Origin of the sequence: Pigmentiphaga litoralis (assembly GCF_048632615.1) — a bacterium.
Classification (GTDB): domain Bacteria; phylum Pseudomonadota; class Gammaproteobacteria; order Burkholderiales; family Burkholderiaceae_B; genus Pigmentiphaga; species Pigmentiphaga litoralis_B.
Genome location: NZ_CP184479.1, coordinates 518,498 through 536,947 on the forward strand (window position 1 = coordinate 518,498; position 18,450 = coordinate 536,947).

The 18,450-nt window shown below is 65.6% G+C and carries 8 protein-coding genes and 3 pseudogenes; all 11 read right to left on the reverse strand.

The window, feature by feature from the left end:
• Position 1 precedes the first annotated feature (1 nt).
• On the reverse strand, positions 2-856 hold the full coding sequence (urtD, locus tag ACNANG_RS02365) for an urea ABC transporter ATP-binding protein UrtD (RefSeq protein WP_420225838.1): 855 nt from the start codon (positions 854-856) through the stop codon (positions 2-4).
• Entirely contained in the window at positions 853-1,977 is a 1,125-nt protein-coding gene (gene urtC, locus ACNANG_RS02370; RefSeq protein WP_420225839.1) for an urea ABC transporter permease subunit UrtC, read from the reverse strand. The genes urtD and urtC overlap by 4 nt, the downstream gene beginning before the upstream one ends.
• 1 nt (position 1,978) lies before the next feature.
• Positions 1,979-3,589, reverse strand: coding sequence for an urea ABC transporter permease subunit UrtB (urtB, locus tag ACNANG_RS02375; protein ID WP_420225840.1), 1,611 nt, complete (start codon positions 3,587-3,589; stop codon positions 1,979-1,981).
• Positions 3,589-4,893 (reverse strand): urea ABC transporter substrate-binding protein, encoded by a 1,305-nt coding sequence (urtA, locus tag ACNANG_RS02380; RefSeq protein ID WP_420225841.1) that lies wholly within the window; start codon positions 4,891-4,893, stop codon positions 3,589-3,591. The genes urtB and urtA overlap by 1 nt, the downstream gene beginning before the upstream one ends.
• 36 nt (positions 4,894-4,929) lie before the next feature.
• Positions 4,930-8,567 (reverse strand): annotated as a pseudogene (uca, locus tag ACNANG_RS02385) (urea carboxylase).
• Between the two features lie 185 nt (positions 8,568-8,752).
• On the reverse strand, positions 8,753-12,571 hold the full coding sequence (locus ACNANG_RS02390) for a BTAD domain-containing putative transcriptional regulator (protein ID WP_420225842.1): 3,819 nt from the start codon (positions 12,569-12,571) through the stop codon (positions 8,753-8,755).
• 311 nt (positions 12,572-12,882) lie between these two features.
• Positions 12,883-14,192 (reverse strand): annotated as a pseudogene (locus ACNANG_RS02395) (MFS transporter).
• Between the two features lie 68 nt (positions 14,193-14,260).
• Positions 14,261-14,833, reverse strand: a complete 573-nt coding sequence (pgsA, locus tag ACNANG_RS02400; RefSeq protein WP_420225843.1) for a CDP-diacylglycerol--glycerol-3-phosphate 3-phosphatidyltransferase — start codon at positions 14,831-14,833, stop codon at positions 14,261-14,263.
• Between the two features lie 45 nt (positions 14,834-14,878).
• Positions 14,879-16,673 (reverse strand): annotated as a pseudogene (gene uvrC / locus ACNANG_RS02405) (excinuclease ABC subunit UvrC).
• Positions 16,673-17,098, reverse strand: coding sequence for a hypothetical protein (locus ACNANG_RS02410; RefSeq protein ID WP_420225844.1), 426 nt, complete (start codon positions 17,096-17,098; stop codon positions 16,673-16,675). Before ACNANG_RS02410 ends, uvrC begins: the two are co-directional and overlap by 1 nt.
• 136 nt (positions 17,099-17,234) lie before the next feature.
• The gene (gene nagZ, locus ACNANG_RS02415) at positions 17,235-18,335 is read right to left on the reverse strand and encodes a beta-N-acetylhexosaminidase (RefSeq protein ID WP_420227682.1); all 1,101 of its coding nucleotides are present in this window, start codon (positions 18,333-18,335) and stop codon (positions 17,235-17,237) included.
• Between the last annotated feature and the right edge of the window lie 115 nt (positions 18,336-18,450).

Consider the following 18,450-nt stretch of genomic DNA (forward strand, 5'->3'; position numbering starts at 1 on the left):
CTCATCTCCCCAGATAGGATTCGATCACGGTGTCGTTGGCGCGCACCGTGTCCAGTGTGCCTTCGGCCAATACACTGCCTTCGGCCATGACGGTCACCTTGCCGGTATCGCCCGCCAGCCCGCCCACGAAGTCCATGTCGTGCTCGACCACCATCATCGAGCAGGACCCGCGCAGGCCGTTCAGCAGCGCCGCCAGCTCCATGGTTTCTTCATCTGTAATACCCGCGGCGGGTTCATCCAGCAACAACAGGCGCGGCTGCTGGATCAGCAGCATGCCGATCTCCAGCCGCTGCTTCTGCCCGTGCGACAGGTCTCCGGCCAGCCGGAAGGCGTCCTGCTCAAGGTTGAGCAGGCTCAGGATTTCTTCGACGCGGGCCTGCGCGGGGCGGGTAAAACGCGAGCGCAAGGACGGCCACCAGCCCTTGTCGGTCTTCATGGCCAGTTCCAGGTTTTCCCAGACCGGATGGCTGGCGAACACCGTGGGCTTCTGGAACTTGCGGCCAATGCCGATGCGCGCGATCGACGGCTCGTCCATGCGCCGCAGGTCGATGGTCTGCCCCAGGAACACCTTGCCTGTCTGACACCGGGTCTTGCCGGTGATCACGTCCATCATCGTGGTCTTGCCCGCGCCGTTCGGTCCGATGATGCAGCGCAGTTCGCCTTCGTCGATCGACAGCGACAGCTTGTTCAATGCCTTGAAGCCATCGAAGCTGACCGTCACATCCTCCAGATACAGGATGGGTCCGTGCGAGACATCGATCTCGCCAGGCCGCAGGACGTGGCCCAGGCCCGTGGTGCTGCCGCTGGCGTTGGTGCCCTCGTCACTGTCCTTGTCGCGGGTCAGGTAGGGATTCATCGCGCGGCCCCCTTGCGGAACAGCCCCACGATGCCATGGGGCAGCAACAGAGGCACCAGCACAAAGATCGCACCCAGGAAGAACAGCCAGTATTCGGCAAAGAAGGTGGTGAAAAAGCTCTTGGCGCCATTGACCGCAAAGGCTCCGATGATCGGCCCGATCAACGTGCCGCGTCCGCCCACCGCCACCCAGATCGCCATTTCGATCGAGTTGACCGGCGACATTTCATTGGGGTTGATGATGCCCACCTGCGGCACATACAAGGCCCCCGCGATGCCGCACAGCACGGCCGATACGGTCCAGATGAAAAGCTTGTAGCCAAGCGGGCTGTAGCCCAGGAACATCAGCCGGGATTCGGCATCGCGCACGCCGGTCACGACCCGGCCCAGCTTGGACGTGACGATGGCGCGCGCCGCCAGGAAGGCCAGCACCAGCACCCCGAACGTGACCAGGAACAGCACCGTGCGGGTGCCCGGCTGGGTAATGCCATAACCCAGGATCCGCTTGAAGTCGGTAAAGCCGTTGTTGCCGCCAAAGCCTGTTTCGTTCCGGTAGAACAGCAGCATGGCCGCAAAGGTCATGGCCTGCGTGATGATGGACAGGTACACGCCCTTGACCCGCGACCGGAAGGTAAAGAAGCCGAATACCCAGGCCAATGCGGCCGGCACGAGCACCACCAGCAACAGGGCATACGCGAAGTGGTCGGTACCCTGCCAGAACCACGGCAGTTCCTTCCAGTCCAGGAAGACCATGAAGTCCGGCAGGTCGCTCTGGTAGGAGCCGTCGCGGCCGATCGCCCGCATCAGGTACATGCCGATGGCGTAGCCGCCCAGCGCGAAAAAAAGCCCATGCCCCAGGCTCAGGATGCCGCAATAGCCCCACACCAGATCCAGCGCGAGCGCGGCGATGGCATAGCACATGAGCTTGCCGGCCAGCGTCATGCCATAGGCCGACAGGTGCAGCGGATGGTCGGCGGGCAGCCACAGCGCGCACAGCGGCACCGCCACCCCCACCACCAGGATCAACACCAGCAAGGCGATCCACGCGGGCCGGCTGAGCAAGGCGGGGCGCGGTGGTAAAGCGAGCGCAAAGGGGACGGCCCCGTTCACGGTGGTCGTCATATCAAGCCTCCGCGCTGCGGCCCTTGAGGGCGAACATGCCCTGGGGACGCTTTTGAATGAACAGGACGATCAGCACCAGCACCGCAATCTTCGCGAGCACGGCGCCCCAGAACGGTTCGATGAGCTTGCTCAATATTCCCAGGCCCATTGCCCCGACCACGGTACCCGCCAGTTGCCCCACCCCGCCCAGCACCACCACCATGAACGAATCAATGATGTAGCTCTGGCCCAGGTCGGGGCCGACATTGCCGATCTGCGACAGCGCGCAGCCGCCCAGTCCGGCAATGCCCGCACCGAAGGCGAAGGCATAGCTGTCGACTTTGTGCGTCTGCACGCCCACGCAGGCCGCCATGGTCCGGTTCTGGGTAACGGCCCGCACGAACAGGCCAAGCCGCGTGCGATTGAGCACCGACCAGGCGATCGCCAGCACCACGAACGAGAACACCAGGATCACGACCCGGTTGTACGGCAGCACCAGATTGGGCAGGACCGAGAACCCGCCGCTCATCCAGCCCGGGTTGGTCACCTGCACGTTCTGCGCGCCAAACAGCATGCGTGTCGCCTGGATCAGCAGCAGGCTGATCCCGAAGGTGGTCAGCAGCGTTTCCAGCGGCCGCCCATACAGATGCCGCAGCACCAGGCGTTCAAGAATGAAGCCCGCCAGCGCAGCCGCGGCAAACGCGACCGGCACGGCCGCAAGGGGATACCAGTCGAAGCCGCCCGGCAGGTAGGCGCGGAACAGGTTCTGCACCGAGAACGTCGCGTACGCGCCTATCATCAGGAATTCGCCGTGCGCCATGTTGATGACGCCGATCAGGCCATAGGTGATCGCCAGTCCCAGCGCAGCCAGCAACAACACGCTGCCCAGGCTCAGTCCCGCGAACGCCGTGCCGGCCAGGTCGCCCCAGCGCTGCCGGCTGTCCAAGGTGTCGATCCCCGCCTGCGCGGCCTTGCGCACCTGTTCGTCGGGCTCGGCATAGGTGCCGTCGGCATTGCGCCCCACCAGCGGCAGCAGCAGTTCGCGCATTTGCAGATCGTTGCGGGCGGCAACCAGTCGCACGGCTTCATACCTCAGGGCCGCATCGGGATCCTGCAAGGAGGCCATCGCCCACAAGGTGTCCAGGCGTTCTTTGATCGACGCATCTTTTTCACGATCGCGCGCCGCGTCGATCTGCTTCTTGAAGGCGGGGTCCGGACTTTGCAGCAACGAGTCGACCGCGGCCTGCCGGACCGCCAGGTCGGGCGACGCAAGCCGGGCCGCCGCCAGCCCGCCAGACACCAGTCCGCGCAGCCGGTTGTTCAGACTGACAGGATCCGCTTCTGAACCCACCGAGTCGGGCACCTGCCGGCCCGTGACGGCATCGGTGAACCGGTCGCCCGATTGCAGCAGGATCTGGCCCGACGACGTCGCCACCACGGTGTCGTCATCAAGCCCCTGCAGCACGGCCAGCGCGGGCGCATCGCCGGCATCGACCAGCCGCTGGATCGCCGCTTCCTTGTCGGCGTAATCGTCCTGCGCAAGCGGAGCCACATCGGCGGCGGTCATCGCGACCGCCCCGACATGCCACACCAGCGCCAGACTTGCCGCGAACGCAAGCCAGCGCGTCGTCATCAGGCCGTCCGGCGCAGCGACGACTCGAGTTCCTGCAGGCGCGCCGCGGCAACGGTGTCCGGCTTGCCCTTGTTGCCTTCGATGAACGGGCTCCACGGCTGCGCGCGGATCGGCCCCTTGGTCTGCCACACCACGTTGAACTGGCCATTGGCGCGTACCTCGCCGATCATGACCGGCTTGTGCAGATGGTGATTGCCATCCATCTCCAGCGTGAAGCCAGACGGTGCTGCGACCTTCTGGCCAACCACGGCCGGGCGCACCTTGTCGACGTCCGTGCTCTTGGCCTTTTCCACCGCCTGCTTCCACATCTTGATGCCGACGTAGGTAGCTTCCATCGGGTCATTGGTGACCGACTTGTCGGCGCCCGGCAGCTTCTGCGCCTTGGCCCACGCCGCCCACTGTTTCTTGAACGCGTCATTGGTCGGGTTCTTGACCGACATGAAGTAGTTCCACGCGGCCAGGTGGCCCACCAGCGGCTTGGTGTCGATGCCGCGCAGTTCTTCTTCGCCCACCGAAAACGCCACGACCGGCACGTCCTTGGCCTTCAGGCCCTGGTTGCCCAGTTCCTTGTAGAACGGCACGTTCGAATCGCCGTTGATGGTCGACACGACCGCGGTCTTGCCGCCCTGCGAAAAACGCTTGATGTTCGCAACGATCGTCTGATAGTCGCTGTGGCCGAATGGCGTGTATACCTCTTCGATGTCGCTGTCCTTGATACCCTTGGTCAGCAGGAAGGCGCGCAGGATCTTGTTGGTGGTGCGCGGGTACACATAGTCGGTGCCCAGCAGGAAGATGCGTTTGGCCGCGCCGCCCTCTTTGCTCAGCAGATATTCGACAGCAGGAATCGCTTGCTGATTCGGCGCCGCGCCGGTGTAGAACACGTTGCGCGACATTTCCTCGCCTTCATACTGCACCGGGTAGAACAGCAGGCCGTTCAGTTCTTCGAACACCGGCAGTACCGATTTGCGCGATACCGACGTCCAGCATCCGAACACCGCGGCAACCTTGTCCTGCGTCAACAGCGCGCGGGCCCGTTCCGCGAACAGCGGCCAGTTCGACGCCGGGTCGACCACCACCGGCTGGATCTGGCGGCCCATGACGCCGCCGCTTTTGTTGATTTCGTCAATCGTCATCAGGGCCACGTCTTTCAACGACGTTTCCGAGATGGCCATCGTCCCCGACAGGGAATGAAGAATCCCCACCTTGATCGGCGACTTGTCCTGCGCCCACAGCACCGACGGCGCACCAGCCATCGACAGGGCGCCGGCGATCGAACCCATTTTCAGCAACTCGCGTCTGTTCATCTTCATTCCTTGGGGTGTGGGTGGGGAAACGGTGGGTCAGGCCGCCGCGTCGAGCGAGATCAGCGGGTCGCCCGCGCTGACGAGCATGCCGGGCTGGCAGTAAATCGATCGCACCACGCCGTCATGCGGCGCGACGATCTGGAACTCCATCTTCATGGCCTCGAGAATCAATAGCGGCTCACCCGCCTTGACGCTTGCGCCGGCCTGGGCGATCAGCTTCCACACATTGCCGCTGATGTCGGCGGTGATGGCGTCGCTGTCCACGGCGCCCGGATCGGCCACCGGCGCGCGCGACGCCGCTTCGACCTGCGCGTTTTCGTCCTCGGTCTTCCAGTGCGCGACTTCCGTGTCGAAGGCGGCCTTCTGCCGGGTACGGAAGGTTTGCAGTTCGGGCTCGATCGACGTCAGGAATGCGTTGTAGGCCGCAAGGTCAAAGATTTCCTCGGTAATGGTGATGCTCTGGCGGCCGGCGCGGAAGTCGGCGCGCAGGGTATCCAGTTCGGCTTCCGTGACCGGGTAGAAACGCACCTGGTCGAAGAACTTGAGCAGCCAGGGCTGCTGGTTCACGAATACCGGATTCTTCAGGAACTTGTTCCAGATCGGCAGCGTGCGGCCCACCAGCTGATAGCCGCCTGGAGAATCCATGCCATAGATGCACATGTAGACGCCGCCGATGCCCACCGTGCCTTCGGCCGTGTAGGTGCGCGCGGGGTTGTACTTGGACGTGAGCAAACGATGGCGCGGATCGATCGGCACGGCGCACGGCGCGCCCAGATAGACGTCGCCCAGGCCAAGCACCATGTAGCTGGCGTCGTACAGGATCTGGCGGACCTGCTCGACCGAATCCAGTCCGTTGATGCGCCGCATGAACTCGGTATTGCTTGGCAGCCACGGCGCCTTGTCGCGCACCGACTGCCGGTATCTGGCCACGGCGTCCAGCGTCGCTGAATCTTCGAATGCCAGCGGCAGATGCACGACGCGGCTCGGCACCTTCATGTTCTCGACGGGTGGCAACGTGGCTTCGAGCGCCAGCAACCCTTCAAGCAACGCACGTTGCGACACGATTCGGCTGTCATACCGGATCTGCAATGACCGCACACCCGGCGACATTTCCTGCACGCCATCGATCGGCGTGGCCCGCAGGGCTTCCATCAGCGCATGCACGCGAAAGCGCAGGTTCAGATCCAGGACGTTGTCGCCGTACTCGATCAGCACGTACTTGTCGCCCGCCTGCCGGTACACGGCCTTGGGGACGCTGCCGGCCGCCTCGGTCTCCGCAAGGATCGTGGGCGAGACCGGCCGGCCCACGACCGGCACGGGGGCCTGCAGGGTGGCGGTCAATACGGGCAATGCCTCGTCGGCCAGCGTGTCGGCGATCCGGTCCTGCGCCAGTTCGAGCGCCAGGGCCTGCTCGAAGGTGATGGGCACGAAACGGATGGTGTCACCCGGCTTGACCTGCCCCACCTTCCACAACTCGGCCTTGGCAATGGTGGCCGCGCAGACAAAGCCCCCAGGCTGGGACCATCCCGCGTCAGGATCACCGGCATATCGCCCGTGAAGTTGATGCTGCCGATGGCGTATTCGCAGTCGTGCACATTGGACGGATGCAGGCCTGCTTCGCCGCCATCGGTCCGGGTCCAGGAGGGCTTGGGCCCGCTCAGCCGGATGCCGAGCCGGTTCGAGTTGTAGTGCACCTCCCACGGCGACGCAAAGAAGGTGGCGATCGATTCGTCCGTGAAAAAATCGGGCGCGCCATGCGGCCCGTAAAGCGCGCCGATTTCCCAGGTGGTGCCGTAGGTCGGGATCAGCGATGAAGGCAGCGCGGCGGGCGCCGCCACCGGCGCGGGCGTGCCGCTGCCGATCAGATCGGGATTGTTGATGGTCAGCATGTCCGACGGGCGCAGCGGCCGGCCGGCATGGCCGCCGAACTGGCCCAGCGCGAACGTGGACTTGCTGCCCAGGTAGTCCGGCACGTCGATGCCGTTGCGGATCGCGACATAGCTGCGGCAGCCGCTGGCGACTCGGCCCACGGTCAACAGCTGGCCGGCCTTGACCATGACGGGCGCCCAGAACGGAACAGGCTCGGCATCCAGCGTGGCGGCGGTGGGGGCGCCGGTCAGCGCGATCACGCAGTCGGAATGAAAACGCAGCGTCGGCCCGATCACCGTGCATTCCAGACCGGCCGCGCTGGCGTGGTTGCCGACGATACGGTTGGCCAGCCGGAAGGCCCAATCATCCATCGGGCCCGACGGCGGCACGCCGATGTCCCAGTACCCCACCCGGCCGGGATAATCCTGCACCGTGGTGTAGGTGCCGGCCTCGACCACTTCCACCGTGGGCGCAACAAAATGAAAGGTGTCCAGGAAGCGGGTCGACAATCCGGCCTGATGAAAGGCGGGGCTGGCCACGATCTGCCGCAGGTATTCCAGATTGGTGGAGATGCCCGCCAGACGCGTGGCCGACAGCGCCGCCTGCAGCTTGGCGATCGCGTCACCACGGTCCGCGCCATGCACGATCAGCTTGGCCAGCATCGGATCGTAATAGGGCGACACTTCAGTGCCCTGCTCCACCCACCCGTCGATCCGGGCATCGTCCGGAAACACCACTTCCGTCAGTACGCCGGGCGACGGCTGGAAGGCCTTGAGCGGATCTTCGGCATACAGACGGACTTCGATCGACGCGCCGTGGGGCACGGGCGCCGCGTCCAGCGCGGGCGCATCGCCCGCGGCCGTGCGGATCATCCATTCCACCAGGTCAACGCCGCTTACGGCCTCGGTGATGGCGTGTTCGACCTGCAGGCGGGTGTTGACCTCAAGGAAATAGAACGCGTCTTTCGCGCCGTCGTAGATGAATTCGACCGTGCCCGCGGAACGGTAGGACACCGTCTCGCCCAGACGCCGCGCCGCGTCCAGCAACGCGGTGCGCGTGGCCGCCGGCAGGCCTGGCGCCGGAGTTTCTTCCACCACTTTCTGATTGCGGCGCTGGATCGAGCAGTCGCGTTCGCCCAGGGCCAGGACTTTGCCCTGGCCATCGCCAAAGATCTGCACTTCGACATGGCGCGCATGGTCCACGAAGCGTTCGACAAAGACGCCGCCATCGCTGAAGAAGCTTGTGCCCAGACGCTGCACCGACTCGAAGGCCGCCGCCAGCGCGGGTTCGTCATTGCAGCGGGTCAGGCCGATGCCGCCCCCGCCCGCCGTACTTTTGAGCATGACCGGATAGCCGATGCGGTCCGCCCACTCGCGCGCATCATCCAGGTCCTTGAGCAGGCCGGATCCGGGCGTCAGCGGCACGCCGGCCTTCTCGGCCAGTTCACGCGCGGCATGCTTCAGGCCGAAGTCACGCATCTGCTGCGCCGTCGGTCCGACGAACGCAATGCCCGCGTCTTCGCAGGCCTGCGCGAACGCCGCGTTTTCAGACAGGAAACCGTAGCCGGGAATGATGGCCTGCGCGCCGGTATCGCGCGCGGCCTGAATGATCGCGTCGCCACGCAGATAGCTTTCGGCGGGCGCCGCCTTCCCGATGGCCACCGCCACGTCGGCCTGGCGCACGTGCGCGGCATCGCGGTCGGCATCCGAATACACCGCGACGCTCTTGATACCCATGCGCCGAAGCGTGCGAATAATGCGGACCGCGATTTCGCCGCGATTGGCGATCAGAACTGTATGGAACATAAATCCTTCCGGCTTCGTGAGAAGACTGCCCGGGAGCCAGGCGCATGGAAGGATTTAGCAATAGCTGTGCCATGATGGCAGGCCGATTCGGCACCACCTTAGCGCCGTTTGCGGGGCCCCGGCACCAAGGTGGCGCACCAGTCCATGCACTTGATGGTGCACCGACTGGTATACAAGTTGGGGGTTCAGTGCCCCCCGGCGTCGGCCGTGGCGGCGTCCAGCAAGGCGCGCGCGCGGCGCACTTCGGGCAGCTCTTCGCCACCCCGCATGTCGGCCAGCGCGTTCTCGAGCAGGGCCAGCGCATCGGGCGTGCCGCCGTCCGCCGAATACCGGATCAGGCTCAACACGGCCCGCAGCATCAAGGGCGGCGACCCGCAGGCCTGCGCCGTGGTCACCGCGCGGCGCAGCCACGGCAACACGACCGATGCCGGCTGTCCTTGGGCGAACAGGAACTTGCCCTTGTAGCGCTGGAACTCGGACAGGTAGTGGACGTCCTTGCTGTCGGTGGCCGCGCCCAAACCGCGTGCCGCGACCTGCATGCCGGTCTGAACGTCGCCCACCAGATCGCAGGCTTCCACCCAGCGGGTGATGGCGAAAGGCACAAGCCCGCGCGCGATGGTGCTGACCTTGTGCACGCCCAGCGCCAGTTCGGCCACGGCCGACACGTCGCCCCGCGCCGCGTTGGCCCAGGCTTCGCTGCCGGTCAGGATCTCGGACCACAGCGGCGCCGGCATGTCCTGCGCCAGCGCCAGCCCTTCACTGGTCAGGCGGGTGACGGCGTCCGGATCGCCGCACAGCCGCTGCAGTTCCGACGCGATGGCCAGGGTCTGCAACAACGAATACCGGTGATTGAGCTTGCGGGCCCGCACGATACTGGCCTCGCTTGCCCTCTGCGCGGAATCGTACTGGCCCAGGTACCAGAGCGAGATCGACATGGCCGCATGCGCGACCGACGTCAGGTCTTCGCCCAACGTCAGGTCGGGCTTGGACGGATCGCAGGCGGCGATTGCCTTGCGGTACTGGTCGACCGCGGCGTCATGATCGCCAAAGAAGAAATACGAGTAGCCGCGCGCATACATGGCGTGCGCTATCAGATTGCCGTCGCCCGATGCCTGCGCCAGCCGCAGCAGGGTTTCGGACAGTTCGTAGGTCATGTCGAAATCCGACCACGAACTGGCGCTTTGCCAAAGCCCCCAATACACCGGGAACAGCCGTGGGTTGTCGCCCAAAGGCTTGGCCAGGCGCAAGGCGGTCTGGAAGCACTCCACGACCTCGGGCGCGCCCGGGCCATGCAGCATGCCAAGCTGGATGCCGAGTTCCATCAGGATCTCGAGCTGCAACATGTCGGCATCGCCAGGGTCGCCGACTTCCGTCACCTTGCCCACGTTGCCGACGAGTTCCAGCGCCGTGCGGTAGTGTCCGACGGCTTCATTCGACGCGGCCTTGGCGGCAGCCTTGCGCGCCGCGATCAGGGCATACCGCAGCGCCAGGCGGTCGTCACCGGCGCGGCTATAGTGCCAGGCCAGCGCTTCGGGTGACCTCAGCGTGGTGGTGGTGTCGGCCGCCAGCACGTCGGCCAGGCGCCGATGCGCGTCGACCCGAGCGGCACGTGCCTGCGATTGATAGGCAGCCTCGCGCAACAAGGCGTGGCGAAAGGCAAAGCGCCCATCGTCCAGCTTCACGATCAGGTTCTGCCGCAGCAGCGTCGCGATCGCTTCCATCAGATTCGACTTGGGTTCCTGCATGGCGGCGGCCAGCAGTTCCAGCGTGAATTCACTGCCCGCCGCCGCCGCGAACTGCGCGATCGGCTTGATGCGCCCCACGCTGTCGATGCGCGACATCAGCAGATCGTGCAAGGTGCGAGGCACGCGTTCGGACAGGTTGTGCGCATCGCTGTCCCCTGCTTCCAGGACGGCCGCGTTGCGGTCGCTGACCAGTTCGCGGGTCAGTTCTTCGGCATAGAGCGGCACGCCTTCGGACAGCGACAGGATCTGGCGCATGAGCGGCTGCGGCAGATTCACCTGCCCCGCCACCGAATGCACGAGTTCGGTCATGGCCGTCGAATCGAGCGGCGTCAGTTCCAGCGTTTCGACCGACGTGGTATTGCGCCACGGCGCCAGGAATTCATTGCGCGCCGTGAACACCTGCAGGCGCTGCGCCAGCGGCTTTTCGGCAAGCAGCGCGATCAGGTCGCGGGTGGATGGATCGGCCCACTGCACGTCGTCGAAGTGCACGATGCCGCCCCGCGGCACGTACATGCCGATCAGCCGGCACAGCCGTCGCGGCAGCAGTTCCTTGGCTGACGGCAGTCCCAGGCGTTCGGCGCTGGATTTGCCCGGCGATGCGTGCAGCAGGTCGGTTACCGACCTGATCAGTTCCATCCGTTCGACATCGACGGACGCTTGCGGCTCACCTGTCAGCGCCGCCTCGGCGCGCAGGCCTTCCACCCAGCGAACCAACGGATGAAACGGCATCTGGCGCAATTCGGACGAGCATTTGAAGGTTACCCCGGGGATGGCGTTCACCGCACGGAAACGGTCCACCAGAAAGGATTTGCCGATGCCGGCTTCGCCAAGCATCAGGACCGTGCGTTCCGGGTCGGTTTCCCACAGATGCGTCAGGTGTTGCAGTTCGCCTTCGCGGCCACAGAAGGTGTTTTCCAGGCGGTGCGGAGACGGCGCGGGTGCGCGGCTGTTGTCGACGACGCGGAAGGTGTCGATCTGGCGGATCTGCGACCGGTCGTACATCCGCCCCGCGAATTCAATGGCGAACGCGCCACCCAGCAATCGGCGCGATTCGTCGCTGATGATGACTTCGCCCGTTACGCCCTGGCCACCCAGCTGGGCGGCCAGGCGCGACACCACGCCGCCCGCATCGGGCACGCCGTCGCGCACGGAACTGATCACGACGCCGGTATGGACGCCCAGGCAGACTTCCACATACAACCGGTCGTCGGTGGCGGCGCTCCCGTCGCGCGCCTGGCCGATGCGGCTGCACGACAGCGCCGCGCTGATCGCGCGCTTGAGCGAGCCTTCCTGCGCGGCGGGGTACCCGAAATACGCCAGCAGGCCGCCGCTGGGGGTACGCACGGTATGGCCCGACGCTTCGCGCAGCAGTGCTTCGCATTGGGCGACCGGGCCGCGCATCGCTTCCACCACTTCTTCCGGTTCGCCCAGCACCACGAATTCACAGGACACCACGGTCAGCTGCCGGCGGTCCGGATGGCCGGCGGCCGGCTCGGGCAGATCGGGCACCGCGGCCGTTGGCGCGTTGACCAGGGCGGTCAGGGCGGGCGACGGTTCCGTGCCCAGCTCCATTTCCAGGATGCCGCGATATCGTTCCAATTCCTGGTGCGCCAGTTCGCGCTGGCCCGAACGCACCAGCAGGCGCAGCAGGTTGTGCCAGGCCGCGTCATCCAGCGGCGCCGCCTGGGTCCATTGCCGAACGCGCTCGATGGCGCCATGCACATCGCCGTCGCGCTCATAGCCTTCGGCCAGCAGACGCACGGCCTGCAGGTAGCGCAACCGGCACTGTTCGCGCCGCACGTCCACCCAGTTCGCAAAGTCCGGTGCGTCGTCGAGCTCAAGGCCTTGCAGGAATTCGCCGCGGTACAGGGCGATGGCGTGCGAGAGGCGGTCCAGGTCGGCGGATGCGCCCACCGAGAACGTGCGCTGCGCCACATCGACCGCGGCATTGAAGTTGGCGAAATCGGTCCACAGGCCTGCTTCGGCCCGCAGCCGGATCACATCACGGTTGCCTTCGAGCAGGCCCGCACCCAGGGCTTCTTTCAGCTCGAAAAGCATGCGCTTGAGCTTTTCGCGGCCTTGCTGCAGCGTGGCCTCGGGCCATAGCAGGAAGGCCAGCGACTCGCGAGTATGGAAACCGCTTTCGAGCGCCAGATAGGCGAGCAGCGCTCGCGCCTTGTTATATCGGAGGGACAGGGTCTTCGCGCACGTTTCGATTGCGAGGGGACCCAGCAGGTACAAGGATAGTGAGGGTGCCATAGAACCAGGGACGCTCCGACTGATGCGTGGGATCGCAGCGCCCAAACAGATATTGCTGAGGTGATTCTCTCAAAAATATCACTTGAGCATCGGCATTCCCATCGACAAAAGCGAAAACTGGCAATTCAGGTGCGATTTACCAGTGGGCTGTCTCATCTCGTATACGTAAAGGACATAGCAGCTATCCTACTATTGACATAAACCCGTTCGGCTACGCATTTACCCTAGTTCTTGTAAGCGTATGCGAGGATTAATCCCATCGCACAAAATACCCTCGGAATTTTCATGCTTTTGATGTAGGTAAAAACCCGTCATGCACGGCGGCGAGCATGGCGCGCGATCCATGCGGCCAATCCGGCTGCAACCAAAAAGGCCAGCAACGCGCCGAAGTACGGGGCCTGACGCAGCCCCGCATCGAACAACGCACCGAAGGCAAGCGGCGCCAGCGCCGATCCAGTGTCCATGCCGGAGTACACCAACCCGTAAACCGAACCCGTCGCCCCCTTGGGCGCCACCTTGCGCACCAGCATGTCCCGGGACGGGCCCGCGACCCCGGCGCACGCGCCCGCCAGGACCACCAGCGGGACGGCATAGGCAGCCGGGACAATCTGCATCGCAATCAGCGCCAGAAGACCACCCGCGGCCAAGAAGGACGCCGCAACGATCTTTTCGCTGTGCGGCCCGGCGGATACCAGGAAGCCCCCGGCAATCATGCCGACCGCTCCGCCCACCATATAGCCCGACAGCGCGGTACTGGCGGCTACCGTCGTGATCCCGTACAGACTGCCCAGCAGCGGCACCGTGTAGTTCTGCACGGCGGACAGCGCGGCGGACGTACACAGGAAAAGAAGAACGCGCCCCACAGCACGGGGCTGCTGATCAAGGCTTTGAGGGAACCGCCGCCAGTGGGCAAGGGCGCGGCGGGCCTGGGGCTGGCCGTGCTGGCGGGGGCGTGGCTGTCACTGACGCTCGCCGCCGCTGCAATGGCCGAATCGTTGGTCACTACCGGCCGGACCACGTCCACGGTCAGCAGCCGCCGGCCAATGACGGTCATGGCCAGCACCGCCGCGAGCAGCAAGGCCGCGCCAAACGCCGCCACCCGCCAGTTGAAGAAATAGGTCAGCGTGGCGATGAACACCGGGGTGGCCGCCCACCCCAGATTGCCGGTGATCCCGTGCGCACTGAACGCGTGTCCAAGCCGCGGCGCACTCACCCGCCGGTTCAGGATCGAAAAATCAACCGGATGGAATACGGCATTGCCCAATCCCGCGATGGCCGCCGCGGCCAGCAGCCACGCATAGCCTTGCGCAGCGCCCAGCACGGCGCCCGCCAGCACGAAGTTGCCAAGGCCGAACCACAGCATCGGCTTGGCGCCATACCGGTCCACGGCAAAGCCCGAGGCGGCCTGCCCCAGTCCCGACAGCGCATAGAACACGGCCACGACCGCGCCCAGTTCGGCAAAGCTCAAGCCGAACTCGAGCGACAACGGCACATAGAGCGAAGGAATGACGAGCTGGAAGAAGTGCGACGAGGCGTGGGCGATACCCACGAGGGTGATGACTTTCCAATCGAAATGACGACGGGCATACCGGTGGCCGGGTGCCCTCAGGACTTGCTGCACGATGTCTCCATGGCGGCACGCCAATAGGCGTGTGGGGGCGCGCCGCGCTTTTTATCGGCTGGGTGGGATCAGGCCGACTTCTTGATGATGGGCCAGGCGCGGCGCAGGTAATACATCATCGACCAGACCGTCAGCACCGCCGCGACCTCGATCAGGCGCGAGCCCCACCAGTGCGTATCGATCACGCCGAACAGGCGGCGGTCGTACAGCAGGCAGGGAATCGCGACCATTTGCGCGATCGTCTTGAACTTGCCCAGGCGGTGCACCGCCACGCTGGCGCGCGCGCCAATCTGCGCCATCCATTCCCGCAAGGCCGAGATCGTGATCTCGCGGCCGATGATCACCAGCGCGATCATGGCATCGACCCGGCCCAGGTTCAGCAGCACCAGCAAGGCCGCGCTGACCATCAGCTTGTCGGCCACCGGGTCCAGGAACGCGCCGAACGACGAGGTCTGGTTCCAGAGCCGCGCCAGCCAGCCGTCGAGCCAGTCGGTCAACGCCGCGAACACGAAAATCGCCGTGGCCAGGATATCGCGCAGGTGCAGGCCCAGCAGGCTTTCCGGCACATAATAAAGACCCACTACCAGCGGGATCATGACGATCCGCACCCAGGTCAGGACAATCGGCAGATTAAGAGGCATGGTGAATGCTAACAGGCGGGTCGCCAGGTAAAGAGTGGGTCATGCTCAATGCAACTGACGGTAGATACGTTCGGCCAGATCGAGCGAGATGCCATCGATCGTCGCCAGGTCTTCGACGCTCGCCGCCAACACCCCGCGCAGCCCTCCAAATCGCGCCAGCAGGCGCTGCCGGCGCTTGGCGCCGATCCCCTCAACTTCTTCCAGCCGTGACACGTTCCGGGTCTTGGCGCGCCGCGCGCGCATGCCGGTGATCGCGAACCGGTGGGCCTCATCCCGGATCTGCGCGACCAGCATCAGCGCCGCCGATTCACCGCCCAGCACCAGCGGCGGCCGGCCGTCCGGAAAGACCAGCGTTTCCAGTCCGACCTTGCGGCCTTCCCCCTTGGCGACGCCCACCAGCAGTCCGATGTCCAGGCCCAGTTCTTCGAAGACCTGGCGCGCCGAACTGATCTGCCCCTTCCCGCCGTCGATCAGGACTATATCCGGCATGACCCCTTCGCCGTGAGAGTTTTTTTCGTAACGGCGCGTCAGGACCTGGCGCATCGCCGCGTAGTCGTCACCGCCCACGATGTCGTCAATGTTGTAGCGCCGATATTCCTTCGGCTGCGTGGCGTGGTGATGGTAAACGACGCAGGATGCCTGCGTGGCCTCTCCCGCCGTATGGCTGATGTCAAAGCATTCGATGCGCAGGTTTTCCAGCGCGGCTTCATCCGTATCCATCCCCAGCACCTGCGCGAGGGCCAGCGTGCGCGCCTGCTGCGAACCGGCTTCGGCCAGCACCCGCGCCAGCGCCAGCTCGGCGTTCTTGCGCGCCTGTTCCAGCCAGCTTTTGCGCACGCCTTGCGGCTGCTTGAGCACGGTCAACTTCGTGCCCGCCTGCTCGGCCAGCATGTCGGCCACTTCGGGATCGGGCAACGCGTGCGAAACCACGACTACGGGCGGTAGCGCCCGTTCGATGTAGTGCTGAGACATGAACGCTTCCAGCACGTCGCCGGGCGAATCCCCATCCGTATGGGTGGGAAAGAAAGGCTTGTCGCCAAGATGGCGTCCACCGCGCACCATGGCCAGGTTCACACAGGCCCGCCCGCCTTGCAGGGCGATGGCGATGATGTCCGCGTCCTGGTCGCCGATGCCTTCCATGGTCTGCTGGCGCAGCACGCTGGAAAGCGCCGACATCTGATTGCGCAACACGGCCGCTTCTTCGAAGCGCATGTCGGTCGACGCCTGGAACATGCGGGTCTCGATGTCGGTCAGCACCGCCTGCGTGTGTCCGCGCAGGAACTGCGTCGCGCGGTGCACGTCGGCGGCATAGTCCTCGGGCGTGATCAGGTCCACGCATGGGCCTGAGCAGCGCTGGATCTGATGCAGCAGGCAGGGTCGGGACCGGTTCGAAAAGACGGTGTCTTCACAGGTGCGCAGCCGAAAGACCTTCTGCAATACCTGGATGCTTTCGCGCACGGCCCAGGCGCTGGGGAACGGGCCGAAATACTGGTTGCGCCGGTCGGTCGACCCCCGGTAGTAGGCGATGCGCGGGAATTCGTGGCCCGTCACCTTCAGATAGGGGTAGGACTTGTCGTCGCGGAACAGGATGTTGTAGCGCGGCGAAAGCGATTTGATGAGGTTGTTTTCGAGCAGCAGCGCTTCCGCTTCGGATCGCGTGACGGTCACGTCCACCTTGGTGACGCGCGCAACCATGTGGGCGATGCGGGGGCTGGACGGCTGCTTCTGGAAGTAGGACGACACGCGCTTTTTCAGGTCGCGCGCCTTGCCGACGTACATGACCTCGCCTTCGGCATTGATGTGGCGGTAGACGCCCGGCAAGGTGCGGCAGCTGGGCCATCAGGCGCTTGGCGTCGAAGGGTTCGGCGGCGCGGGGGTGGGCGCGGCACGGGTGCCTGGCGTCAGAGGGGCATCGGCATCGGCAGCGGCATCGGCATCGGCATCGGCGGCGGCAGCGGCGGCGGCAGCGGCGGCGGCATCCATATCGGCGGCAGCACCGCTATCGTCCAGCTCGTCCGCGACCTCGGCCACCTTGCCATCCACCCGATGCTCCGGAAGCGGCGGCTGGGTGCCGGCGGGCAGATCGTTGCCCTCCTCCACCAAGTCAGGCGCACGTGGCGCGGCGTCGGCGTGCGACGCGGTGGAGTCCGCGGTCAAGGGCGAGGCGACAGGGTCGGCGCCAGGTACGGGCGTGGGCGCCTCGGGCGTCGAAGAAGTCGGGTCCGGCTCGGTACCGGCGCCGGGTAGAGGTTTGCTCCGGCTCATGGTCGGGTCTCGGGTTGCGCGAATGAAGGAAGCGCCGCCGCGCGATGACATCCAGTGGCGACATCACCGCATCGGGCGGCGGCCGATCGGCGGGCGCGCCGCCGGCGGTGTGCCGATCGACGCCGATCGAGGCGAATCAGGCTGGATTGTACCGAGGCAAGGCCAGGATACGGTCGCGCGCCCGGGTATAGACCGAATCGGTTACCAACCCATCCCAGTCGGGCGCGTCAAAGCGGGGCATCAGCCGGGCCACCCGGGCCGCGGATTCGGGGCTCATCCGGCCGGGCAGGCTGCCGACGCGGGCATGCTCGGCGGCCGCACCGGTGCCTGCGACCGCGTCCGCCGGGTTGCCCTCGCCTGCGTCCAGCCGCGCCAGCAGGTCATCCGCCAGATCCGGCCGATTGCACACCAGCACCATGTCGCACCCTGCGCCCAGGGCCGCCGTCGCCCGGCCCAGGATGTCACCCGCAACCGTCGCGCCTTCCATCGTCAGGTCATCCGAGAACACCACGCCCTGGTAGCCCAATCGTCCACGCAGAATGTCCTCTACCCACACCCGCGAAAAGCCCGCCGGGTGGGCGTCCACCTTGGGGTAGATCACATGCGCCGGCATGACGGCCTGCAGCACGCTGTCGCCCAGCCATGCATACGGCATGGCGTCTTCACCGAGCACGGCATCCAGGTCGCGGTCATCCACGGGGATGTCGATGTGCGAATCGGCCTGAACGAAGCCGTGCCCCGGAAAGTGCTTGCCGCAATTGCTCATGCCCCGTTGCGCCAGGCCTTGCACCAGGGCGCGCGCCAGCAGCGTGACTGCCTTGGGATCGCGGTGAAAAGACCGGTCGCGGATCACGCGGCTGTCGCCATAATCCAGGTCCAGCACAGGGGTAAAGCTCAGGTCCACGCCCGACGCGCGCAGTTCCGCGGCCAGCACCACACCGACGTCGGTGGCCAGGCGCATCGCCTTCATCGGGTCGTCGTTCCAGGCTTCCCCAAGCGCGCGCATGGCCGGCAGATGCGTAAAGCCGTCGGTGCGAAACCGCTGCACCCGCCCGCCCTCATGGTCCACCGAGATCATCAGCGGGCCGCTGCGCGCCGCGTGGATGCTGGCTGTCAGCGCACACAGCTGTGCACGACTGTGAAAGTTCCGCGCGAACAGGATCACGCCGCCGACAAGCGGATGCTGCAGGCGAGCCATTTCCGCGGCGGTAAGTTCAAACCCGGCCACGTCGACGATGACCGGACCGGGGGCAGCGCGCCGCGCTCGATAGGGAAAGACACGCTCATGGCATCAGAAGAAAGTCAGTTGATTCGAAAAAGGAGGCGGGCCGCGACGTGACCGGCCGCCAGGC

Bases quoted from the DNA above. Each gene is read 5' to 3' on its own strand.
- urtD (WP_420225838.1), bottom strand. From the start codon at position 856: ATGAATCCCTACCTGACCCGCGACAAGGACAGTGACGAGGGCACCAAC.
- urtC (WP_420225839.1), bottom strand. From the start codon at position 1,977: ATGACGACCACCGTGAACGGGGCCGTCCCCTTTGCGCTCGCTTTACCA.
- urtB (WP_420225840.1), bottom strand. From the start codon at position 3,589: ATGACGACGCGCTGGCTTGCGTTCGCGGCAAGTCTGGCGCTGGTGTGG.
- urtA (WP_420225841.1), bottom strand. From the start codon at position 4,893: ATGAACAGACGCGAGTTGCTGAAAATGGGTTCGATCGCCGGCGCCCTG.
- ACNANG_RS02390 (WP_420225842.1), bottom strand. From the start codon at position 12,571: ATGGCACCCTCACTATCCTTGTACCTGCTGGGTCCCCTCGCAATCGAA.
- pgsA (WP_420225843.1), bottom strand. From the start codon at position 14,833: ATGCCTCTTAATCTGCCGATTGTCCTGACCTGGGTGCGGATCGTCATG.
- ACNANG_RS02410 (WP_420225844.1), bottom strand. From the start codon at position 17,098: ATGAGCCGGAGCAAACCTCTACCCGGCGCCGGTACCGAGCCGGACCCG.